This window comes from Escherichia sp. WS3227_2, from assembly GCF_046486495.1.
GTDB lineage: Bacteria > Pseudomonadota > Gammaproteobacteria > Enterobacterales > Enterobacteriaceae > Escherichia > Escherichia coli.
Map to the genome: position 1 here is coordinate 110,910 of NZ_JBJQLG010000009.1, position 21,549 is coordinate 132,458.

The following is a 21,549-nucleotide window of genomic DNA, read 5'->3' on the forward strand; positions in this document are numbered from 1 at the left end:
TTTAACACTTTAGGTGAATATATCAATTGAGTAATCATGATGATTTACTGGCGGGATTTCTCCGCAAACGACACAGTGTCAGTAAGCTGGTTGTGCACCTTATTTTTACGACAAAGTATCGACGCAAACTATTCGACAGTCAGATGATCGCTCAGTTGCGTGAGGCTTTTGGCTCCGCTGCGGCAAAGCTTGAATGCGAAATTATTGAGATGGACGGGGAGCCAGACCATGTACACCTGCTGGTTGCCTACCCGCCAAAACTGGCGGTCAGTGTGATGGTCAATAATTTAAAATCGGTATCATCACGTTTGCTACGCCAGCAGAACGCGCATTTACGTATGCAGAGTAAAACGGGGCTTTTGTGGTCGAGATCGTACTTTGTCTGTAGCACCGGAGGGGCAACGATTGAAACGCTCAGAGCCTACGTTCAGAGTCAGTCAACACCTGATTGATCTTTAAAGCCCTGCGGGCTTTTCGCCTTATATCCCCGCCCGCATTGGGCGAGGGTTTACGGCGTTTTTCGCTAAGCAATGACTACCCTGTTTCGCTTGCATCCCCGGTGAGTTTTGCCACCCTTATAAGATGTTTCAACCAGAAAGAACAAGAACATGCTACCAAAAGCCGCCCGCATTCCCCACGCCATGACGCTTCATGGCGATACGCGCATCGATAATTACTACTGGCTGCGGGACGATACGCGTTCTCAGCCGGAAGTCCTGGACTACCTGCAGCAAGAAAATAGTTACGGTCATCGGGTGATGGCCTCGCAACAAGCCTTGCAGGATCGCATCTTAAAGGAAATCATCGACCGCATTCCGCAAAGAGAAGTTTCTGCGCCCTACATAAAAAATGGCTACCGCTATCGGCATATTTATGAACCAGGCTGTGAATATGCTATCTACCAGCGTCAATCGGCATTCAGTGAAGAGTGGGATGAGTGGGAAACATTGCTCGATGCCAATAAGCGCGCGGCGCACAGTGAGTTTTATTCGATGGGCGGAATGGCGATTACGCCCGATAACACCATTATGGCACTGGCAGAAGATTTTCTTTCCCGACGCCAGTACGGCATTCGTTTTCGTAATCTGGAAACAGGTAACTGGTATCCGGAACTGCTGGATAACGTTGAACCCAGCTTTGTCTGGGCAAATGATTCCTGGACTTTCTACTATGTTCGCAAGCATCCGGTGACGCTGCTTCCTTATCAGGTCTGGCGTCACGCCATCGGTACGCCAGCATCGCAGGATAAACTGATCTACGAAGAAAAAGACGAAACCTATTACGTCAGCCTGCATAAAACGACCTCGAAGCACTATGTAGTCATTCATCTGGCCAGCGCCACCACCAGTGAAGTTCGCCTGCTGGACGCGGAAATGGCCGATGCCGAGCCGTTTGTTTTTCTGCCGCGCCGCAAAGATCACGAATACAGCCTTGATCACTACCAGCATCGTTTTTATCTGCGTTCCAACCGCCACGGCAAAAACTTTGGCTTATACCGTACCCGTATGCGTGATGAGCAACAGTGGGAAGAGTTAATTCCGCCACGCGAAAACATCATGCTGGAAGGGTTTACGCTGTTTACCGACTGGCTGGTGGTTGAAGAGCGTCAGCGCGGGTTAACCAGTTTGCGCCAAATTAACCGCAAGACCCGGGAAGTCATTGGCATTGCCTTTGATGATCCGGCCTATGTGACCTGGATTGCCTACAATCCAGAACCTGAAACCGCGCGATTGCGTTATGGTTATTCTTCCATGACCACACCAGACACTTTGTTTGAACTGGATATGGATACCGGTGAGCGTCGTGTATTAAAACAAACGGAAGTTCCTGGTTTTGATGCGGCGAATTACCGCAGTGAACACCTGTGGATAGTCGCCCGTGATGGCGTCGAAGTTCCGGTTTCGTTGGTCTACCATCGCAAACATTTTCGCAAAGGGCACAACCCGCTGCTGGTGTATGGCTACGGTTCTTACGGCGCAAGTATTGATGCCGATTTCAGTTTTAGCCGCTTGAGTTTATTAGATCGTGGATTTGTCTACGCCATTGTCCATGTTCGCGGCGGCGGTGAGCTGGGGCAACAATGGTACGAAGACGGTAAATTTCTGAAGAAGAAAAATACGTTTAATGATTATCTTGATGCCTGCGATGCATTGTTAAAACTGGGCTATGGCTCTCCTTCGCTTTGTTATGCGATGGGCGGGAGTGCGGGGGGCATGTTGATGGGCGTTGCAATTAATCAACGCCCGGAATTATTCCACGGCGTTATCGCCCAGGTACCGTTTGTTGATGTTGTAACAACGATGCTTGATGAATCAATTCCTCTTACCACTGGTGAGTTTGAAGAGTGGGGGAATCCGCAGGATCCGCAATATTACGAGTATATGAAAAGCTACAGCCCGTATGACAACGTCACCGCACAGGCTTATCCACATTTACTGGTAACGACCGGTTTACACGATTCTCAGGTGCAATATTGGGAACCGGCAAAATGGGTCGCTAAATTGCGCGAGCTGAAAACCGATAACCATCTTTTATTGCTCTGTACCGACATGGACTCAGGCCATGGCGGTAAATCTGGCCGCTTTAAATCGTACGAAGGCGTAGCGATGGAATATGCTTTTCTGGTCGCGCTGGCGCAGGGAACATTACCCGCTACGCCTGCGGATTAGGTATTTTCCAGATAATGTTTCAGTGTTAAACGCAGCTCCGGGCTCATGCTGTCCAGGTTATTAAACAACCAGCGCAGATAGCCCGGATCGCGTTCGGCAACGTCGGAAACCGCTTTGCCACGGTATTTGCCAAAGGTGAAGGTCGTCATCAACGACGGACGTCCGGTGATATCGGCCATCTGTTCTGCCGTCCAGCCGGAGGTGTTCATAATATCGATAAGCAACGCGGCGGTGATATAACAGTCATACAACGCGCGGTGATGATGCAGGCCCGGCGGCGTCTGTACATTGAGCTTCCGTGTTTTATATAACGCCATATTGCTGTACTTGATCCCTGGCCACAAACGACGGGCCAGTTTCATAGTGCAAATCCACTCACCGGGCATCTCAGGCAGTACGCGGCGGTCAAAGCTGGCGTTGTGCGCGACATACCATTCACTACCGTAATAGTGTGGGATCACATCTTCAATCCACGGTTTATCGGCGACCATGGCTTCGGTGATGCGATGAATCGCCATCGCTTGTGGACTAATAGGACGATCGGGGCGCACCAGGTGGCTCATGGGGTTGACGATTTTTCCGTCAATGACATCAACAGAGGCAATCTCAACGATCCCTCCCTGCAAACCGCAGGTTTCTGTATCGATAATGCGCAACATGGCATGCTCCAGGCCGAAAAAGCCTAGCGTAATGGAATGATATCGCCTTGCCAACCCTGTGATGAACGCTGACCGACTAACAATAATGAACCACGATCGGCGCGAACGATGAGACGACCATGTTCATCCCATAGTGCACTGTTACCACGGGCATTTGCCATCAGCACAGCAATCGAGTACTGATGTGAAAAAAATTGTAAGCGACGGGCCGACGCCAGTAGGTCGGGTTCCCCCAGACATTGCCCTGTCGTAAACAGTGAACAGGTCGGGTCCATATCCATACCTTCCGGTTGTTCATCGACCACCGTGATGGTTCTGGAACGACGGCCCAGACATGCACCATGACTCTGATGGTAGATCCCTGGTGTTTTTCGCCACGGTGCGAACACCGCAATTCCACGAATAAAGCGATCGTTATATTCAACGGGAAGGCCGGCAATGATGGTCATTCGCCAGGTCGTTGCAGCATAACAAAGCGGGTCTAACAGCGAGAGATCGGGTGGGGCAGGAAGGGCACGTCGCGAATAATCACATCCCAGTAAAGAAAGCGATGGAAAAACTAACAGCTGACATTGTTGCCTGGCGGCGGCCCTCACAAACTCCAGATGATGAGCTACCTGTTCGGTGAGTGAGGTTTTACGAGGCTCATATTGCGCTGCTGCAACTTTCCAGAACGACATAATGACTTCCTTTTCAAAATGACTGCAAATTATGGGTGCGGTTTAGAAAATACTCATAATTTAGCAGGCGTTATGTAAGAAAGTGTAACTCTGTATAAGTTTTATTTAAGTTTGGGCTCGTAAGGTAAACGTGACAGATTGACCGAAGCCAAACGGTGGGCGATAAGCCGCTCGCGAAACCAGCTGCGCAAATGTTCAGGCTGTTCACGTTCAACCGCTTCAGCGATCACCGGCATATTGTAGCGTTCTTTAAATGCCACCCCGGCCGCCGCCAAATCGACATTCACTTTATCCATTTCTGTTTGATCCAGTTTAGCCAGATTCTTCAGCATTCTTAATCTCCTCATCATTCGCGGGCAAAAGTTACTAAGAGTGAGCCTGGATGGCAAGCCGGAATTGATGATCCTCGACTCAGACATTAGACAAGGTTATGCTCTGTAAAAAAGTTATTACAAAAAGGAATAGATAATATGGCTTCAACTGCACGCTCCCTTCGCTACGCGCTGGCAATCCTGACCACTTCGTTGGTGACACCTTCCGTCTGGGCACATGCGCATTTAACGCATCAGTATCCTGCGGCAAATGCGCAAGTGACAGCTGCCCCGCAGGCAATCACTTTAAACTTCTCGGAAGGCGTTGAAACAGGATTCAGTGGTGCAAAAATCACGGGGCCAAAAAACGAAAATATTAAAACATTACCGGCGAAGCGGAATGAGCAGGACCAAAAGCAACTGATTGTTCCACTGGCCGATTCGCTGAAACCCGGAACCTACACCGTTGACTGGCATGTTGTTTCGGTGGACGGGCATAAAACGAAAGGACACTACACCTTTAGCGTGAAATAAATCATGCTGGCGTTTACCTGGATCGCGCTGCGATTTATCCATTTCACCTCGCTGATGCTGGTTTTTGGCTTCGCAATGTACGGTGCCTGGCTGGCCCCCTTAACGATTCGTCGCTTGCTGACGAAGCGTTTTCTGCGTTTACAACAGCACGCTGCCGTCTGGAGTTTGATCAGTGCCACTGCAATGCTCGCCGTTCAGGGCGGGTTGATGGGAACGGGATGGACAGATGTATTTTCGCCAAACATTTGGCAGGCTGTTTTGCAAACGCAGTTTGGTGGCGTCTGGTTATGGCAAATTGTTCTCGCCCTCGTAACGTTGATCGTCGCCCTTATGCAACCGCGGAATATGCCACGTTTGCTGTTTATGCTCACTACCGCGCAATTTATTCTGCTGGCGGGAGTCGGGCATGCGACGCTGAATGAAGGGGTAACGGCGAAAATCCATCAGACTAATCACGCGATTCACCTGATCTGTGCGGCGGCGTGGTTTGGGGGATTACTGCCGGTGCTCTGGTGTATGCAACTCATCAAAGGCCGTTGGCGACACCAGGCTATTCAGGCGCTGATGCGTTTTTCCTGGTGCGGGCATTTTGCGGTGATCGGCGTACTGGCAAGCGGCGTGCTTAATGCATTGTTGATTACCGGATTTCCCCCCACGCTTACGACTTACTGGGGCCAACTCTTATTGCTCAAAGCCATCCTGGTGATGATTATGGTGGTCATTGCGCTGGCTAATCGTTATGTTCTTGTACCGCGCATGAGGCAGGATGAAGATCGTGCGGCTCCCTGGTTTGTGTGGATGACTAAACTCGAATGGGCGATAGGTGCGGTAGTGCTGGTGATCATCAGCCTGCTTGCGACTCTCGAACCTTTTTGATGGATTACGAAAATGATGAAAAAAAGTATTCTGGCGTTTCTGTTACTCACCAGTTCTGCAGCGGTGCTGGCGGCACCGCAGGTGATTACCGTCAGTCGTTTTGAAGTGGGTAAAGACAAATGGGCATTTAACCGCGAAGAGGTGATGTTGACTTGCCGACCGGGTAATGCTTTGTATGTCATTAACCCAAGTACTCTCGTGCAGTATCCGTTAAACGATATTGCACAAAAAGAAGTCGCCAGCGGGAAGACTAAAGCCCAGCCCATTTCGGTGATTCAGATTGATGATCCTAACAATCCAGGTGAAAAAATGAGTCTGGCACCGTTTATAGAGCGAGCTGAAAAACTCTGTTAATTACCTAAAATAGCCTTTTGATTTCCAATAAAAAACCGCCTCAGTTCTTTCACCAGAACAGGCGGTTTTTAACATTTAAGCTGATGACCACCGCGCTTTTTATTGACCATTTTGCACGCAAACTGGAAAACCTGGCGTCGTCATCTATTCTTAAAGGGCAAGGCAACTAAGCCTGCATTAATGCCAACTTTTAGCGCACGGCTCTCTCCCAAGAGCCATTTCCCTGGACCGAATACAGGAATCGTGTTCGGTCTCTTTTTATCTGTTAAAAGCCAGAAGCATTCCCTTCGCTGACTTTATAGTCAACCATAACACACACTCTACTGTCTGAGTCCAGCGTTTTTTAACATTTTTGTTAAGATTATGTGATCTTTAGCGCGGGAGGAAAATATTGATGAAACAGCCTGCGCCCGTTTATCAGAGAATTGCGGGTCATCAATGGCGACATATCTGGCTTTCAGGCGATATACACGGTTGTCTTGAGCAGTTGCGCCGCAAATTATGGCATTGTGGTTTTGATCCGTGGCGAGATTTACTTATCTCAGTGGGAGACGTTATCGATCGTGGGCCGCAAAGTTTACGTTGCCTGCAGTTACTGGAACAACATTGGGTTCGTGCGGTAAGAGGCAATCATGAACAGATGGCGATGGATGCGCTGGCATCCCAGCAGATGTCTTTGTGGTTGATGAATGGCGGCGACTGGTTTATTGCGCTGGCAGATAATCAACAGAAACAAGCGAAAACGGCGCTGGAAAAATGTCAGCATTTGCCCTTTATTCTTGAAGTACACAGTCGCACCGGCAAACATGTTATTGCCCATGCCGATTATCCGGATGATGTTTATGAATGGCAAAAGGACGTCGATTTGCATCAGGTCTTGTGGAGCCGCTCACGATTACGTGAAGGCCAAAAAGGGAAGGGAATTACAGGTGCTGATCATTTCTGGTTTGGTCATACACCGTTGCGTCATCGCGTGGATATTGGCAACCTGCATTATATTGATACCGGTGCTGTCTTTGGGGGCGAACTGACCCTTGTGCAATTGCAATAATTAAAAATCACCGTACTCCTGTGCAGGTCGCCAGAAACCATCTATAAAATCCTCAATCGGAAAACAACCGCCATGGCGGATCCGTTGATCGCTCATAGAATAAAGACACTGCTGTTCCGTGTTGTAGACATCCACAACAATATCTTCACAACCGCCATCCAGGTAGCAAACAAAAAGTACCAGCGCGAACATTTCATCCCCGAAGTGTGGTGCCGTACCGTTAAGTTTAGGAGAGATTTTACAACGGGGAAATAACCAGGACAAATAACCCGCCATGCCGACGGGTTCTTTTTGGATCAGGCAAGACGCATAATCCAGGCATCAGATTGTTGATCGTAACGGGTACGGTAAAGGACAGAGTGTTCGCCATTTAGCAGGGCGGGAATACTGGTTTCAGCATCCCAGGCATCCAGTTGCATACATAAATCGGGGTCTGATTTACAAGGAATGGTTAACGTTCGATCACCCGGCGATTCGCCGTGTAATTCGCCGTCGTCGATTTCAAAAGCGCCTATGCGCACACTGGTTTTCATCTTCGTGCTCTCCATTTAGCTGCCGATTGTGGTACGACCAGTCCGATCGCACCATTTTTCAGCCTAGTTGAGGCAGCCGAATGTGCCAGTCAAAAAGTGCGCTTTTTTTGTGCGCTGTCAGGCGTTACCGGTAAAAAGTTTCCCGTCTCGCACCAGTTCACGCGGGTAGCTGTTTTTCAGTCGCGAACCAATTCGTTTGGCTAAACCAATCGGCTGATGCTGGAAAGTAACCAATACATCATCCGCTACTGGCGCGGCTTGCGGGTAAACATCGCGCCCGCGATACCACTCTTCCGCTTCCTGCGGTGTCAGTTCAAAAGCGTTCACATTGTCGGGGGAGGCAAGGGCAATAACCGCTTCATGCTGCCAGCGATAACCTTTGTTGTGCGTTTCGGCAAGTTTAATCCCCAGGCGAGAAAATCGGACTTTACCGATCAGGGCTTCAATGTCTACCGGAAACAACCACACTTCTTTGTCGCGCTGCCAGAGTCGCAGGTTTTCATCCCAGTTTAAGCCAACACCTGCAGCCGCCTGACGAATTTGTCCAGCTTCGCGATCTTTCACCGGGCTGAACGGGAAATTGCCCACTTTGTATTTTGGAGCGGGTAAGGCGGGAATCGCCTGAGTTTTACGCAGACGAGCAACGAAGAAGCCTTCGCAGTCGTAAATTTGTGGGAAAACATGCAAAAAGCCTTCCTCGGTCAGCGCCTTGTTTGCACCAGGGAAGAGATCACCAAGCGGTAAAAACTCTACTGCGTCGGGGTAAGTCTCTTTCAGCCACAGGCAAACGGCTTCGTTTTCTTCCTGGTTTAAGGTACAGGTCGAGTAAACCAGCGTACCGCCAGGGCGTAATGAATGAAAGGCGCTGTCGATCAGTTCCCGTTGGGTAGCTGCGATTTCCTGATTGCTTTCTGGTGACCAGTTTTTTAGCGCATCGGGATCTTTACGCACCACGCCTTCGCCGGAGCAGGGAGCGTCCAGCAAAATGGCATCGAACATTTCTGGCAATGCCGCACCAAACACGCGGCCATCAAAATGTGTGAGCGCAACATTACTGATACCACAGCGGCTGATATTGGCATGTAACACTTTTACCCGGCTGGCAGAAAACTCATTGGCAAGGATAGCCCCTTCGTTATTCATCCGCGCGGCAATTTGCGTCGTTTTGGAGCCTGGCGCAGCAGCGACATCCATCACCCGCTGTGGTGCATTACCGTCAGCAAACAAGGCGGCGACGGGCAACATTGAACTGGCTTCCTGAATATAAAACAGGCCACTTAAATGCTCGGCGGTACTACCCAATGGCAATGCATCTTCATTGTCGCGTTCAATCCAGAAACCTTCTTCACACCACGGAATTGGCGTAAGCGTCCAGCCATAAGGGGCGGTTAATTGCAGGAAATCAGCAACGGAGATTTTCAGCGTATTAACGCGAATACTGCGGCGCAACGGGCGCTGACAGGCGGCAAGAAAATCATCAAAAGAGAGCGTCGAAGGCATTGCTTCGCGCATTTGCGTCAGAAAGGCGTCCGGGAAATAAACGGTGTGTTGGGCCACGAGCATATACCACTGGCAAAAAAACAGGCGCGCAGTTTAGCATAAACGCTCCGGCGCAGGCACGCCGGAGCAGTGGGCATTATTTGGGAAGCGCAGTTCCCCATTCACGCCACTCTTTCGGTTCACTTTCCTGCAACAGGAAGTGCTTGCCTTCCTGGGCTTTCGGTGCCAGTGGCGTACCCGGAGGCGTGGCGAAGGCGATGCCGCCACGGATAAACTGGTTAAAGGTGCCGGTTTTCACTACGCCGCCCGTCAGACCAAAGTCCAGACTGTAACCCGATGCCAACCAGAAGACGGAATTGTTACGCACCAGGTGTTGATAGCGTTTACTGATGCGCATCGCAATCATCACGCGATCTGACAATGTCCCCAGCGTCATTCCGGTAACCGTACCGACTTCCAGACCACGGAACAACACAGGTGTACCGATACCTAACGAACCGGCTTCCGGCGCTTCAACAATAATGCTTAAGCCATCCAGGTAACGCGAATCAGTTATGGTGGCCTCTTGTAATTCAAAGTCGCGGCGAGGATTGCCCCGGCCTGGTTCGACGTTGATATACGGCTGGAGGATAGTATCTAGATGCTCAACGCCAGCTGCCGAAATTTGCGGTGTGACCACTGAGAAGCGCGTACCACCGCGAGCAAAGGTCTGGACATATTCCGGATAGAGCACCGCCTTTGCCTGTACTTCATTGCGCGCGGTAATCAGATCCAGCGTCTGGATTTGCCCGATATCAATACCGAGATAGCGAATTGGCATTCCGACCGCCAGTTTTCCGGCATCGAAAGCGTGAAGCGTAATCTGCCCGCCAACCGCACGGGCCGCTGTTTCGGAAGCATACAGAATACGCTTATCGCCTTTACGCTGACTGGCGCTGGCACCGCTGAGGTTATCGAAGCTAATGGCTCCCTTTAATGCTCTGGAGAGCGGGGATGCCTGTACGGTCAGGCCACTACCATTCAGCTGAACTTTCGCCCCGCCTTCTGCCCAGAACACGCTATTGCTGGTCAGAAGGTTGCGATACTCCGGCTTAATATGCAGATCGATATCAAACGCGTTAGCTCGCGGGCGCACGGTAATAACTTCACCAACTTCAAATTTACGGTACAGCACTACCGAGCCTGCCTGCACATCCGGCAGCGTCTCTGCACTCAAACTTACGGTTGTGGTGGGTAAATCGCTAAGGCTATTCTCCAGCGCTTTTTCCAGATTGGCATACAGTGGATAGCTGGCTTTCATCTCGCCTTTATCGCCTGGCAGAATACGTATCCCGCCGTTAATCCATTCTGAGGCGCTGGCACCGAGAAACTCAACGCCATCCAGCCCCACCTTCACGTCGACACGGCTGTTGACGACAAATTTGCTATCGCCTTTTACCAGTTCGCGATGCTGAGGCTCGATGGCGACGGTAAAGGTGACGCCTTTACTGGTGAGTTTACGATCGATAACCTGGCCTACCTGCACGCCGTGAAGAATGAGCGGCTGACCAGCATCAATACCGTAACTTTCCGGCGCGGTCAGGGTCAGCGTCAGAACATCTGGCTCATGGAGCAGGGCTTTTTCGCCAGGAACAACAATAAACTCTTTACGTGGCTCACCGTCGCCCGGCACCAACTCGAAGGTTTTGCCGGTCAGCAGGGCACTGAGATTGGCATCGCTAAGGGATAATTTCGGATTACGTAATTCGATGCGGGTATTTTCCCGTAACAGCGTAACGACGCTGGGATCAACGGTCATTTCTCCGGTGACTTTGCCACCAGGATTTAAATCCAGTTTAGTCAGCTGTCCGACTTCCAGCCCCTGATACATTAACGGCGTCGAGTTGGCGGTTAATCCGGCCCCACTCGGCAGTTCCAGTTTTATTATTACGCCACGCTGGCTGTGGGCGAGATCTTCATACAGACCAAAGGTATCTTCCGCCTCGGCAGGTTTCGACTCTTCAGGTGAATCGAAGGCAATCGCACCGTTAACCAGTGCCGCCAGACTTTCCAGTTTCACCTTCGCGCCACTGATACTGACGTTGGCATCAACGCCGGAAACGTTCCAGAAACGGCTACCTTTTTTCACCAGATCGGTAAAACGCCGCTCGATCAGGACATCAATCACCACGCCTTGCTTATTGGGATTGATGGCATAGTCGTAGACTTTACCCACCGGGATCTTGCGGAAATAGACCAATGAACCACTGTTCAGCGAACCGAGATCGGGGGCTTGCAGGTGGATCATCAGATCGCCATTGTCCAGCCGATATTTCGGTTGGGTATCGAGTGCGACAAAGTGATCCTGCTCTTTACCTTTACCTGGCATCATGCCGATATAGTTACCACCGACGAGGGCGTCCAGCCCGGAGACACCTGCCAGCGAGGCCTTTGGCGTCACCAGCCAGAACTGTGTCTCTTCGCGCAGCGCATCTTTCATATCGGACTTGATGCTGACCTTGACTTCAATCTTACGAAGATCGTCGCTCAGGCTGATATCCTGCACAGTTCCGACTTCAACGCCCTGATAACGAACAGGGGTGCGGCCCGGGACAATACCATCCGCCGACATAAAGTCGATGGTGACGGTATTACCCCGGTCCTGATAACTGTCCCAAATCAGCCAACCAGCAATCATTAGCGCGATGAACGGCAGCAGCCAGAAAGGTGAGATACGGCGTTTATTTTTAATCTGCGCTTCAGTCGTCGAAGCGGGCGTTTCCTGACTCATGTGCATCCCAAAGTAAGCGGCTGTCCAGCCATTCCACAGCAAGAATAGTCAAAATTACCGCTGCGCCGAAATAAAACGCAGCCGGTCCCATAGTAAAAGCGAGGATCTGATCGCGATTAATCAGCGACATGGTTAAAGATATGACAAACAGGTCAAGCATCGACCAGCGACCAATCCAGGTCACCATCCGCAGTAACAGAATGCGTGTGCGTAAACCTTGCTGGCATTTAAAATGAATACTCAACAGTAAAGTGAACATGACGATCACTTTAGTAAACGGCACCAGAATACTGGCGATAAAGACGATTCCTGCGACCGCAATGTTGCTACTTGCCAGCGACATAATCCCGGAAAGAATCGTATCTTCCTGCCGGCCACCATTCAGATAAATGACAGAAATAGGCAACAGGTTGGCAGGTAACAACAAAACGATTGATGCTAACAGCGCCGCCCAGCATTTTTGCAGACTATGACGGCGACGCAGGCGTAGCGGGATATGGCAACGCGGGCAGCGACCACGCTGATCAGGATAGCCGGTAAAATGGCACCCAAGACAAACACGGAGTTTCTCGTCTCTACGCGTAGCGGGGTGCTGTGGATAAAATCGCTCCCACAGTTCTTCGACATTAAGATGTGACAACGTCACCGTCGTTAAAATCACCAACGCCACAAAAGAGAACAAGCCGACACCCGCCTGGATATGGGCATAATCCTGTACCTTTATAGAAGCAACGCCAATGCCGACCAGGTAGATATCCAGCATTACCCACTCTTTAAGTCGTTCAAGCATCAGCAGTACCGGACGTAAATTCATTCCCAGTCGGTTACCAAACCATAAATAAGCTATGGAGGTCACCAGAATGAGGGGGGCACCGATAACGCAGAAAAAGACCATCGACCCCGTTATCGCATCGCCCTGTTTGGTCATTTGCCAGATGCCTTGCATAACGTTGGCGTCAATACGAATGCCTAACAGCCAGATATGCAACAGCGGTTCGCCCCAGGCAAACGGCATAAGCAACAGCATGGTGAAGGCCATTGCCGCCAGGCGCGTTAGCGACCAGTCGCGCCCGTCACGAATTTTTGCCTGACAGCGCGGACAATAGGCACTTTGATGAGAATTTATCTCGGGCAGGCTAAACAGCATGTCACATTGCGGGCAACGTTGGTAATCACCACGCGGCAGTTCCTCACCGATAGCCCTCACTGTTATCTTTTTTGTCGGCGTAATTTGTGGTGTGTTAAGAGCCATGACGTGCCAAATGTAATAAGAATTAACATTAATCTTAACCCATGATGGGAATGATCTTGAGCATTAACGCATTTAATGCTTATTTTAATAGGCTGGCAGTTCCAGGTAAGACAACCAAGTGATTATATAATGAACAAAACAGAATTTTACGCGGATTTAAATCGCGACTTTAACGCGCTGATGGCAGGAGAAACCAGTTTTCTGGCAACGCTTGCTAACACCAGTGCGTTGTTATATGAGCGTCTCAGTGACGTTAACTGGGCAGGTTTTTATTTGCTTGAGGACGATACACTGGTGCTCGGACCATTTCAGGGCAAAATTGCCTGTGTCCGGATACCCGTCGGGCGCGGCGTGTGCGGTACTGCGGTTGCCCGCAATCAAGTGCAGCGTATCGAGGATGTTCATGCGTTTGACGGGCATATTGCCTGTGATGCGACAAGTAATTCTGAAATTGTTCTGCCGCTGGTGGTGAAAAATCAGATTATTGGTGTTCTCGACATCGATAGTACCGTCTTCGATCGCTTTACAGACGAGGACGAGCAAGGCTTACGTCAGCTTGTGGCACAGCTTGAAAAGGTGCTTGCAACGACGGATTACAAAAAATTCTTTGCGAGCGTCGCAGGATAATCAACGGATAACGTAGCATTTACTGATAGCGTCATTATAATGACGCCTGTTCATGCCTGCGCTTGTTGGCTACGTCCGTTGTAATCAGGAAATTTCATGGAAAATCAACCTAAGTTGAATAGCAGTAAAGAAGTAATCGCGTTTCTGGCCGAACGTTTTCCCCACTGTTTCAGTGCGGAAGGTGAAGCGCGTCCGCTGAAAATCGGTATTTTTCAGGATTTGGTCGATCGTGTTGCCGGGGAAATGAACCTGAGCAAAACGCAATTACGATCCGCTTTACGTCTCTACACTTCGAGCTGGCGTTATCTTTACGGTGTTAAACCCGGCGCAACGCGTGTCGATCTTGACGGCAACCCATGCGGTGAGCTGGACGAGCAACATGTAGAGCATGCTCGCAAGCAGCTTGAAGAAGCGAAAGCGCGTGTTCAGGCACAGCGTGCTGAACAGCAAGCGAAAAAACGCGAAGCTGCCGCAGCTGCTGGTGAGAAAGAAGACGCACCGCGACGCGAACGCAAGCCACGTCCGACCACGCCACGCCGCAAAGAAGGCGCTGAACGTAAACCTCGTGCGCAAAAGCCGGTAGAGAAAGCGCCAAAAACAGTAAAAGCACCTCGCGAAGAACAGCACACCCCGGTTTCTGACATTTCAGCTCTGACTGTCGGACAAGCCCTGAAGGTGAAAGCGGGTCAAAACGCGATGGATGCCACCGTATTAGAAATCACCAAAGACGGCGTCCGCGTCCAGCTGAATTCGGGTATGTCTTTGATTGTGCGCGCAGAACACCTGGTGTTCTGAAACGGAGGCCGGGCCAGGCATGAACATGTTTTTTAGGCTTACCGCGTTAGCTGGCCTGCTTGCAATAGCAGGCCAGACCTTCGCTGTAGAAGATATCACGCGTGCTGATCAAATTCCGGTATTAAAGGAAGAGACGCAGCATGCGACGGTAAGTGAGCGCGTAACGTCGCGCTTCACCCGTTCTCATTATCGCCAGTTCGACCTCGATCAGGCATTTTCGGCCAAAATCTTTGACCGCTACCTGAATCTGCTCGATTACAGCCACAACGTGCTGCTGGCAAGCGATGTTGAACAGTTCGCGAAAAAGAAAACCGAGTTAGGTGATGAACTGCGTTCAGGAAAACTCGACGTTTTCTACGATCTCTACAATCTGGCGCAAAAGCGCCGTTTTGAGCGTTACCAGTACGCTTTGTCGGTACTGGAAAAGCCGATGGATTTTACCGGCAACGACACTTATAACCTTGACCGCAGCAAAGCGCCATGGCCGAAAAACGAGGCTGAGTTGAACGCGCTGTGGGACAGTAAAGTCAAATTCGACGAGTTAAGCCTGAAGCTGGCAGGAAAAACGGATAAAGAAATTCGTGAAACCCTGACTCGCCGCTACAAATTTGCCATTCGTCGTCTGGCGCAAACCAACAGCGAAGATGTTTTCTCGCTGGCAATGACGGCGTTTGCGCGTGAAATCGACCCGCATACCAACTATCTTTCCCCGCGTAATACCGAACAGTTCAACACTGAAATGAGTTTGTCGCTGGAAGGTATTGGCGCAGTTCTGCAAATGGATGATGACTACACCGTTATCAATTCGATGGTGGCAGGTGGTCCGGCAGCGAAGAGTAAAGCTATCAGCGTTGGTGACAAAATTGTCGGTGTTGGTCAAACAGGCAAGCCGATGGTTGACGTGATTGGCTGGCGTCTTGATGATGTGGTTGCCTTAATTAAAGGGCCGAAGGGCAGTAAAGTTCGTCTGGAAATTTTACCTGCTGGTAAAGGGACCAAGACCCGTACTGTAACGTTGACCCGTGAACGTATTCGCCTCGAAGACCGTGCGGTTAAAATGTCGGTGAAGACCGTCGGTAAAGAGAAAGTCGGCGTTCTGGATATTCCAGGTTTCTATGTGGGTTTGACAGACGATGTCAAAGTGCAGTTGCAGAAACTGGAAAAACAGAATGTCAGCAGTGTCATCATCGACCTGCGTAGCAATGGCGGTGGGGCGTTGACCGAAGCGGTATCGCTCTCCGGTCTGTTCATTCCATCCGGTCCGATTGTTCAGGTCCGTGATAACAACGGTAAAGTTCGTGAAGACAGCGATACTGATGGGCAGGTTTTCTATAAAGGCCCGCTGGTGGTGCTGGTTGACCGCTTCAGTGCTTCGGCTTCAGAAATCTTTGCCGCGGCAATGCAGGATTACGGTCGTGCGCTGGTTGTGGGTGAACCGACGTTTGGTAAAGGCACCGTTCAGCAATACCGTTCATTGAACCGTATTTACGATCAGATGTTACGTCCTGAATGGCCAGCGCTGGGTTCTGTGCAGTACACGATCCAGAAATTCTATCGCGTTAACGGCGGCAGTACGCAACGTAAAGGCGTAACGCCAGACATCATCATGCCGACGGGTAATGAAGAAACGGAAACCGGTGAGAAATTCGAAGATAACGCGCTGCCGTGGGATAGCATCGATGCCGCGACCTATGTGAAATCAGGCGATTTAACGGCCTTTGGACCGGAGCTGCTGAAGGAACATAATGCGCGTATCGCGAAAGATCCTGAGTTCCAGAACATCATGAAGGATATCGCGCGCTTCAACGCCATGAAGGACAAGCGCAATATCGTTTCTCTGAATTACGCTGTGCGTGAGAAAGAGAATAATGAAGATGATGCGACGCGTCTGGCGCGTTTGAACGAACGTTTTAAACGCGAAGGTAAACCGGAGTTGAAGAAACTGGATGATCTACCGAAAGATTACCAGGAGCCGGATCCTTATCTGGATGAGACGGTGAATATCGCACTCGATCTGGCAAAGCTTGAAAAAGCCAGACCCGCGGAACAACCCGCTCCCGTCAAGTAATATCAATCAGGCACAAGAAATTGTGCCTGATTTTTTAACAGCGGCAAGATGCCGTAAATCAGATGCTACAAAATGTAAAGTTGTGTCTTTCTGGTGACTTACGCACTATCCAGACTTGAAAATAGTCGCGTAACCCATACGATGTGGGTATCGCATATTGCGTTTTGTTAAACTGAGGTAAAAAGAAAATTATGATGCGAATCGCGCTCTTCCTGCTAACGAACCTGGCCGTAATGGTCGTTTTCGGGCTGGTACTGAGCCTGACAGGGATACAGTCGAGCAGCGTTCAGGGGCTGATGATCATGGCCTTGCTGTTCGGTTTTGGTGGTTCCTTCGTTTCGCTTCTGATGTCCAAATGGATGGCATTACGATCTGTTGGCGGGGAAGTGATCGAGCAACCGCGTAACGAAAGGGAACGTTGGCTGGTCAATACTGTAGCAACCCAGGCTCGTCAGGCGGGGATCGCTATGCCGCAAGTGGCTATCTACCATGCGCCGGACATCAACGCTTTTGCAACCGGTGCGCGCCGTGATGCCTCTCTGGTTGCTGTCAGCACCGGTTTGCTGCAGAACATGAGCCCGGATGAAGCCGAGGCGGTAATTGCTCACGAAATCAGCCACATCGCCAATGGTGATATGGTCACCATGACGCTGATTCAGGGCGTGGTGAACACCTTCGTTATCTTTATTTCCCGTATTCTGGCGCAGCTTGCCGCGGGTTTTATGGGCGGAAATCGTGATGAAGGTGAAGAGAGCAACGGCAACCCGCTGATCTACTTTGCGGTTGCAACGGTTCTGGAACTGGTGTTTGGTATTCTGGCGAGCATTATCACCATGTGGTTCTCGCGTCATCGTGAATTCCACGCTGATGCCGGTTCGGCAAAACTGGTTGGTCGCGAGAAAATGATTGCCGCGCTGCAGCGCCTGAAAACCAGCTATGAACCGCAAGAAGCAACCAGCATGATGGCTTTCTGTATTAACGGTAAGTCGAAATCGCTCAGTGAGTTGTTCATGACTCACCCGCCGCTGGATAAACGTATTGAAGCTCTGCGTACGGGTGAATACCTGAAGTAATATGAAGTAAATACTAAAAAGCGCGTCCTGATCGACGCGCTTTTTTTATGCCCTGGCTCGTGGCTGAGTGATACGTAAACCACTGACACAGGCAGCAATCACTGCCAGAATAGCCGCAGCCATCAGCGAGACGTGCGTACCATTATCACCAAACTGATTTAGCATCAGCGCCACCAGTGCCGCGCCGCTACTCTGACCCAGTAGACGAGCCGTCCCTAACATGCCACTGGCCCCACCGCTACGTTCGCGCGGAGCGGAGGTTATAATGGTGTGGTTATTGGGTGACTGGAATAAGCCAAATCCAGCGCCACATAAGATCATCGGCCAGATAATATTGATATCCGCAGGTGACGCGGGCAGCAGAACCAGGGAAAAAAGCCCCGCAGCCATGATGAACAACCCTAAAGCACCCAGCAATCCTGCATGTACGCGTTCAATCAAATAGCCTGCCAGCGGAGCCATCACCATTGTTGCTAACGGCCACGGTGTCAGAAGTAAACCTGTTTCGACTTCACTACGCCCGAGCACGGTTTGCAGGTAAAAGGGCAGGGAAACCATTGCCAGCATTTGTGCGCAGAAAGAGCAAACAGATGTGCAAATAGAAAGTGAAAACAGCGGGATACGAAGTAAATCCACCGGTAGCAGCGGTACGGGAAGAGAAAGCTGGCGGCGAATAAAGAAAATACCAACGACAACCATTACCACCAGTTCCGCGCCAATCAACGTCAGCGATTGCCCCTGAGCGAAACCACTCAATGCAGTAATAAGCAGGCCGAAGGTTAACGCGTTCATCACGGCGCTGGGCAGGTCGAAACGGGGTTTACTGGCACGAGAGCCATTGGGTGGCAGAAAACGCATGGCCAGAAGCAGGGCGATAATACCCAACGGTACGTTGATTAAAAATAACCATTTCCAGGATGCGATGGAGAGGATTGCTGCAGCAATTGTCGGCCCGGCAGCAGAAGAGACGGCAACAATAAACGAGTTTACGCCCATCCCTCTACCCAGAAAACGTTGTGGATAGATCAGGCGGATAAGTGCGGTATTAACGCTCATCAACGCTGCACCGCCGAAACCTTGTATGACACGCGCAAGGGTGAGCATTTGTAGCGAATCAGAAAGGGCGCAGAACAGTGAAGACAACAGAAAAACGACCAGACCGCATTTATAAATACGTCGATAGCCAAACATATCGCCCAGAAACGAAAACGAGAGCAGGGAGATGACAATGGCGATTTGATAGGCGTTCACTACCCAGATGGAACTGGCCGGTGTGGCATGAAGGTCTGTGGCGATTGTTGGCAAGGCGACGTTGGCGATTGCGCCGTCAAGGACAGCCATCGAAATACCAATCACAATGGTTAATATCGCACCGTATCGCTGGGGCAACGGCAGGCCGTCGGCCTGAACTTTTGGCATAGGAATTTTATATCTTTGGTGAATAATCAACAGGGGTAAGATTCTAGCACTGATATTCACGGTGGATGTCGCAGAATTGTAACTAACCGGCAAAAGATGGATTGCGACCACCCAGGTGCGAAATTATAATAAAAAACAGTTCTGATTTTTATAAAACACTCGCAATGAGGTGATAAATGGCTAACGCAGATCTGGATAAACAGCCTGATTCTGTATCTTCCGTGCTGAAAGTTTTTGGCATTTTGCAGGCGCTGGGTGAAGAGCGCGAAATAGGGATAACCGAGCTGTCGCAGCGCGTCATGATGTCAAAAAGCACCGTTTATCGCTTTTTACAGACCATGAAAACCCTGGGTTATGTGGCGCAGGAAGGGGAGTCGGAGAAATATTCGCTGACCCTGAAATTGTTTGAACTGGGCGCTCGCGCGTTACAAAACGTCGATTTAATTCGTAGCGCAGATATCCAGATGCGTGAGATCTCCCGCCTGACGAAAGAAACTATCCACCTCGGCGCACTGGACGAAGACAGTATTGTTTACATCCACAAAATTGACTCTATGTACAATTTGCGCATGTATTCACGGATTGGGCGTCGTAATCCACTGTACAGCACCGCGATTGGTAAGGTACTGCTGGCATGGCGCGATCGCGATGAAGTGAAGCAAATTCTTGAGGGCGTGGAGTATAAACGCAGTACCGAACGGACCATCATCAGTACAGAAGCGTTATTACCCGTTCTGGACCAGGTGCGCGAGCAGGGGTATGGCGAAGATAACGAAGAGCAGGAAGAAGGACTGCGTTGCATTGCGGTTCCGGTATTTGATCGCTTTGGCGTGGTCATTGCCGGTCTGAGCATCTCCTTCCCGACGTTGCGTTTCTCTGAAGAGCGTTTACAGGAATATGTCGCAATGTTGCATACCGCGGCGCGCAAAATTTCTGCCCAAATGGGTTATCACGACTATCCGTTCTGATGAGAGTAAGAACCTGTCTGAATATCAAACAGACAGGTTCTTTATTTAGAATGAGAAAAATAAAGTTAAAGGAGGCGTTATATTAAACGCGCTTGCGGTAAGAATATTTTACTCATGAGTAAGAATCTGGTTATTTATTACCCTTAACCATTATCGACCACAATATTGCTTTTACGTAACAACGGGCAATCTGTTATCCCCAGAAAACCACTTTTAGTGTGCAGGTATTGTACCGTGCTGGTGCCTCTGGCGGTCAGATAGGTACATTGCAAACCTAATCCCGCGGCATTCTCTTTGCTTCCAATCAAAACGCCATATCCGCTGAGTAATAATCCTATCCATACCAGTGCTATCAGCATAACTGTGCGAATGATGAATCGCATTACAACCTCTTCTCTTTTTATGTTCGCTTAATCGTAGCGGCAATATGCGCTGAAGCAAGCGACTCATTCTGAAAAAGCACGAATATCGACATAGTTAGGCGCTGTTTAACTAACGCATGCTAGTTTAATGACATAAGGTAGGTGAAACGGAGATTGGAGTGAAAAAGTTTCGATGGGTCGTTCTGGTTGTCGTGGTGTTGGCTTGCTTGCTGCTTTGGGCGCAGGTATTCAACATGATGTGCGATCAGGATGTACAATTTTTCAGCGGAATTTGTGCCATTAACCAGTTTATCCCGTGGTGATATCATTTTTTCAGCACTAGATTTTCTTCCTCTCCAGCAGTGGTAGAATAGCGCCTCTACTCAGAGGTGGTGAAATGAACGAAGTTGTAAATTCAGGCGTGATGAACATTGCGTCTTTGGTTGTATCGGTGGTGGTTCTTTTTATCGGGCTTATCTTGTGGTTTTTTATCAATCGTGCCAGTTCACGGACTAACGAACAGATTGAACTGCTTGAGGCGTTGCTGGATCAGCAAAAACGTCAAAATGCTCTGTTACGTCGTTTGTGCGAAGCAAACGAACCTGAGAAAGCAGATAAAAAGACCGTTGAGAGTCAAAAATCGGTTGAAGACGAAGATATTATTCGTCTGGTCGCCGAACGATAATCCTTCCTCAATCTTGAGTAACCCCGTCGTTGAAGGGTTACTCAATTCATCCTGATTATACGCACTGTCATGGTGCAACTGCTTCAAATTAAAACTCTGGTCTGACTTCAAATAATTATCATATTATTTATTTGCGTAACGGGATATCAGAAAAAGATATTTAGCCCATTAATTTATTAGGATGTTTACATCGGATTTGTGATTAAGCGTGGTATTATTTATTAGCGAAACGTTTCTCTCTTGATTTTTTTGCGCATTCATCAATTTTTCTTATTTTAAATTTACAATACCATTGGGGATTGACTTCTCTTTGGGGTAATTGGTGGCCGTTAACTGACTGTTTTATGAGAAAAAGTGATATAA

The 21,549-nt window shown here is 49.7% G+C and carries 23 protein-coding genes; 13 read left to right on the forward strand and 10 right to left on the reverse strand.

Going from position 1 to position 21,549, the window contains the following annotated elements; genetic code table 11:
• Window positions 1-26 precede the first annotated feature (26 nt).
• Window positions 27-452 carry an IS200/IS605-like element ISEc46 family transposase gene (gene tnpA, locus ACJHXB_RS14440; protein ID WP_000064874.1) on the forward strand — a complete coding sequence of 142 codons (426 nt, stop codon included), beginning with the start codon at window positions 27-29 and terminating at the stop codon, window positions 450-452.
• A gap of 156 nt (window positions 453-608) precedes the next feature.
• A complete protein-coding gene (gene ptrB, locus ACJHXB_RS14445) occupies window positions 609-2,669 on the forward strand; it encodes an oligopeptidase B (RefSeq protein WP_000936960.1) in 2,061 nt (686 codons plus the stop codon).
• On the opposite strand, the gene exoX is transcribed toward ptrB, so the two are convergent.
• The 3 genes from exoX to holE form a co-directional block, all read right to left on the reverse strand.
• Window positions 2,666-3,328, reverse strand: a complete 663-nt coding sequence (gene exoX / locus ACJHXB_RS14450; protein WP_000944256.1) for an exodeoxyribonuclease X — start codon at window positions 3,326-3,328, stop codon at window positions 2,666-2,668. The two genes, ptrB and exoX, sit on opposite strands and share 4 nt — an antisense overlap.
• Before the next feature lie 23 nt (window positions 3,329-3,351).
• Window positions 3,352-4,008 carry a carbon-nitrogen hydrolase family protein YobB gene (gene yobB, locus ACJHXB_RS14455; RefSeq protein ID WP_000011651.1) on the reverse strand — a complete coding sequence of 219 codons (657 nt, stop codon included), beginning with the start codon at window positions 4,006-4,008 and terminating at the stop codon, window positions 3,352-3,354.
• 101 nt (window positions 4,009-4,109) lie between these two features.
• Window positions 4,110-4,340: a DNA polymerase III subunit theta gene (holE, locus tag ACJHXB_RS14460; RefSeq protein ID WP_000916763.1), complete on the reverse strand. Its 231-nt coding sequence runs from the start codon at window positions 4,338-4,340 to the stop codon at window positions 4,110-4,112.
• 138 nt (window positions 4,341-4,478) lie between these two features.
• Here holE and yobA point away from each other — a divergent pair, with 138 nt between their 5' ends.
• From yobA to pphA, 4 genes are all read left to right on the forward strand, one after another.
• Window positions 4,479-4,853 carry a CopC domain-containing protein YobA gene (gene yobA, locus ACJHXB_RS14465; RefSeq protein ID WP_000168747.1) on the forward strand — a complete coding sequence of 125 codons (375 nt, stop codon included), beginning with the start codon at window positions 4,479-4,481 and terminating at the stop codon, window positions 4,851-4,853.
• A 3-nt stretch (window positions 4,854-4,856) separates the two neighbouring features.
• Window positions 4,857-5,729 (forward strand): copper homeostasis membrane protein CopD, encoded by an 873-nt coding sequence (copD, locus tag ACJHXB_RS14470; protein ID WP_000879330.1) that lies wholly within the window; start codon window positions 4,857-4,859, stop codon window positions 5,727-5,729.
• A gap of 12 nt (window positions 5,730-5,741) precedes the next feature.
• Window positions 5,742-6,083 carry a YebY family protein gene (locus ACJHXB_RS14475; protein WP_000976485.1) on the forward strand — a complete coding sequence of 114 codons (342 nt, stop codon included), beginning with the start codon at window positions 5,742-5,744 and terminating at the stop codon, window positions 6,081-6,083.
• A gap of 394 nt (window positions 6,084-6,477) precedes the next feature.
• Window positions 6,478-7,134, forward strand: a complete 657-nt coding sequence (pphA, locus tag ACJHXB_RS14480) for a protein-serine/threonine phosphatase (RefSeq protein WP_001559255.1) — start codon at window positions 6,478-6,480, stop codon at window positions 7,132-7,134.
• Here the strand turns inward: pphA and ACJHXB_RS14485 are convergent, their stop codons facing one another.
• The 5 genes from ACJHXB_RS14485 to yebS all read right to left on the reverse strand — a co-directional run bounded on the left by ACJHXB_RS14485 (window position 7,135) and on the right by yebS (window position 13,189).
• A complete protein-coding gene (locus ACJHXB_RS14485; RefSeq protein ID WP_001296140.1) occupies window positions 7,135-7,326 on the reverse strand; it encodes a YebW family protein in 192 nt (63 codons plus the stop codon).
• 104 nt (window positions 7,327-7,430) lie between these two features.
• Window positions 7,431-7,667, reverse strand: coding sequence for a YebV family protein (locus ACJHXB_RS14490; protein WP_001295499.1), 237 nt, complete (start codon window positions 7,665-7,667; stop codon window positions 7,431-7,433).
• 117 nt (window positions 7,668-7,784) lie between these two features.
• On the reverse strand, window positions 7,785-9,224 hold the full coding sequence (gene rsmF, locus ACJHXB_RS14495) for a 16S rRNA (cytosine(1407)-C(5))-methyltransferase RsmF (RefSeq protein WP_024186572.1): 1,440 nt from the start codon (window positions 9,222-9,224) through the stop codon (window positions 7,785-7,787).
• 79 nt (window positions 9,225-9,303) lie between these two features.
• A complete protein-coding gene (gene yebT, locus ACJHXB_RS14500) occupies window positions 9,304-11,937 on the reverse strand; it encodes a lipid-binding membrane homeostasis protein YebT (RefSeq protein WP_001469185.1) in 2,634 nt (877 codons plus the stop codon).
• Window positions 11,906-13,189: a membrane integrity lipid transport subunit YebS gene (yebS, locus tag ACJHXB_RS14505; protein WP_001469184.1), complete on the reverse strand. Its 1,284-nt coding sequence runs from the start codon at window positions 13,187-13,189 to the stop codon at window positions 11,906-11,908. Before yebS ends, yebT begins: the two co-directional genes overlap by 32 nt.
• Window positions 13,190-13,318: 129 nt before the next feature.
• Here yebS and msrC point away from each other — a divergent pair, with 129 nt between their 5' ends.
• The 4 genes from msrC to htpX all read left to right on the forward strand — a co-directional run bounded on the left by msrC (window position 13,319) and on the right by htpX (window position 17,752).
• Window positions 13,319-13,816, forward strand: coding sequence for an L-methionine (R)-S-oxide reductase (gene msrC, locus ACJHXB_RS14510; RefSeq protein ID WP_001043875.1), 498 nt, complete (start codon window positions 13,319-13,321; stop codon window positions 13,814-13,816).
• Between the two features lie 96 nt (window positions 13,817-13,912).
• The gene (gene proQ, locus ACJHXB_RS14515; protein WP_000431370.1) at window positions 13,913-14,611 is read left to right on the forward strand and encodes an RNA chaperone ProQ; all 699 of its coding nucleotides are present in this window, start codon (window positions 13,913-13,915) and stop codon (window positions 14,609-14,611) included.
• A gap of 19 nt (window positions 14,612-14,630) precedes the next feature.
• A complete protein-coding gene (gene prc / locus ACJHXB_RS14520) occupies window positions 14,631-16,679 on the forward strand; it encodes a carboxy terminal-processing peptidase (RefSeq protein ID WP_001055785.1) in 2,049 nt (682 codons plus the stop codon).
• A gap of 191 nt (window positions 16,680-16,870) precedes the next feature.
• Window positions 16,871-17,752 (forward strand): protease HtpX, encoded by an 882-nt coding sequence (gene htpX / locus ACJHXB_RS14525; RefSeq protein WP_000984517.1) that lies wholly within the window; start codon window positions 16,871-16,873, stop codon window positions 17,750-17,752.
• A 45-nt stretch (window positions 17,753-17,797) separates the two neighbouring features.
• Here the strand turns inward: htpX and ACJHXB_RS14530 are convergent, their stop codons facing one another.
• Entirely contained in the window at window positions 17,798-19,171 is a 1,374-nt protein-coding gene (locus tag ACJHXB_RS14530; RefSeq protein ID WP_001308706.1) for an MFS transporter, read from the reverse strand.
• Window positions 19,172-19,347: 176 nt separating this feature from the next.
• Here ACJHXB_RS14530 and kdgR point away from each other — a divergent pair, with 176 nt between their 5' ends.
• Window positions 19,348-20,139 carry a DNA-binding transcriptional regulator KdgR gene (kdgR, locus tag ACJHXB_RS14535; RefSeq protein ID WP_001262179.1) on the forward strand — a complete coding sequence of 264 codons (792 nt, stop codon included), beginning with the start codon at window positions 19,348-19,350 and terminating at the stop codon, window positions 20,137-20,139.
• A 143-nt stretch (window positions 20,140-20,282) separates the two neighbouring features.
• On the opposite strand, the gene ACJHXB_RS14540 is transcribed toward kdgR, so the two are convergent.
• Window positions 20,283-20,522, reverse strand: a complete 240-nt coding sequence (locus tag ACJHXB_RS14540; RefSeq protein WP_001211011.1) for a YobH family protein — start codon at window positions 20,520-20,522, stop codon at window positions 20,283-20,285.
• A gap of 158 nt (window positions 20,523-20,680) precedes the next feature.
• Between ACJHXB_RS14540 and mgrB the strand changes: the two genes are divergently transcribed.
• Window positions 20,681-20,824, forward strand: a complete 144-nt coding sequence (gene mgrB / locus ACJHXB_RS14545; RefSeq protein WP_000714550.1) for a PhoP/PhoQ regulator MgrB — start codon at window positions 20,681-20,683, stop codon at window positions 20,822-20,824.
• A gap of 74 nt (window positions 20,825-20,898) precedes the next feature.
• Window positions 20,899-21,186 carry a YebO family protein gene (locus ACJHXB_RS14550; RefSeq protein WP_001006855.1) on the forward strand — a complete coding sequence of 96 codons (288 nt, stop codon included), beginning with the start codon at window positions 20,899-20,901 and terminating at the stop codon, window positions 21,184-21,186.
• Window positions 21,187-21,549 lie beyond the last annotated feature (363 nt).

Bases quoted from the DNA above. Each gene is read 5' to 3' on its own strand.
- yebS (WP_001469184.1), bottom strand. From the start codon at position 13,189: ATGGCTCTTAACACACCACAAATTACGCCGACAAAAAAGATAACAGTG.
- ACJHXB_RS14550 (WP_001006855.1), top strand. From the start codon at position 20,899: ATGAACGAAGTTGTAAATTCAGGCGTGATGAACATTGCGTCTTTGGTT.
- pphA (WP_001559255.1), top strand. From the start codon at position 6,478: ATGAAACAGCCTGCGCCCGTTTATCAGAGAATTGCGGGTCATCAATGG.
- proQ (WP_000431370.1), top strand. From the start codon at position 13,913: ATGGAAAATCAACCTAAGTTGAATAGCAGTAAAGAAGTAATCGCGTTT.
- copD (WP_000879330.1), top strand. From the start codon at position 4,857: ATGCTGGCGTTTACCTGGATCGCGCTGCGATTTATCCATTTCACCTCG.
- yobB (WP_000011651.1), bottom strand. From the start codon at position 4,008: ATGTCGTTCTGGAAAGTTGCAGCAGCGCAATATGAGCCTCGTAAAACC.
- yobA (WP_000168747.1), top strand. From the start codon at position 4,479: ATGGCTTCAACTGCACGCTCCCTTCGCTACGCGCTGGCAATCCTGACC.
- ACJHXB_RS14475 (WP_000976485.1), top strand. From the start codon at position 5,742: ATGATGAAAAAAAGTATTCTGGCGTTTCTGTTACTCACCAGTTCTGCA.
- ACJHXB_RS14540 (WP_001211011.1), bottom strand. From the start codon at position 20,522: ATGCGATTCATCATTCGCACAGTTATGCTGATAGCACTGGTATGGATA.
- exoX (WP_000944256.1), bottom strand. From the start codon at position 3,328: ATGTTGCGCATTATCGATACAGAAACCTGCGGTTTGCAGGGAGGGATC.
- htpX (WP_000984517.1), top strand. From the start codon at position 16,871: ATGATGCGAATCGCGCTCTTCCTGCTAACGAACCTGGCCGTAATGGTC.
- kdgR (WP_001262179.1), top strand. From the start codon at position 19,348: ATGGCTAACGCAGATCTGGATAAACAGCCTGATTCTGTATCTTCCGTG.
- holE (WP_000916763.1), bottom strand. From the start codon at position 4,340: ATGCTGAAGAATCTGGCTAAACTGGATCAAACAGAAATGGATAAAGTG.
- ACJHXB_RS14490 (WP_001295499.1), bottom strand. From the start codon at position 7,667: ATGAAAACCAGTGTGCGCATAGGCGCTTTTGAAATCGACGACGGCGAA.
- yebT (WP_001469185.1), bottom strand. From the start codon at position 11,937: ATGAGTCAGGAAACGCCCGCTTCGACGACTGAAGCGCAGATTAAAAAT.
- ptrB (WP_000936960.1), top strand. From the start codon at position 609: ATGCTACCAAAAGCCGCCCGCATTCCCCACGCCATGACGCTTCATGGC.
- ACJHXB_RS14530 (WP_001308706.1), bottom strand. From the start codon at position 19,171: ATGCCAAAAGTTCAGGCCGACGGCCTGCCGTTGCCCCAGCGATACGGT.
- msrC (WP_001043875.1), top strand. From the start codon at position 13,319: ATGAACAAAACAGAATTTTACGCGGATTTAAATCGCGACTTTAACGCG.
- ACJHXB_RS14485 (WP_001296140.1), bottom strand. From the start codon at position 7,326: ATGTTCGCGCTGGTACTTTTTGTTTGCTACCTGGATGGCGGTTGTGAA.
- prc (WP_001055785.1), top strand. From the start codon at position 14,631: ATGAACATGTTTTTTAGGCTTACCGCGTTAGCTGGCCTGCTTGCAATA.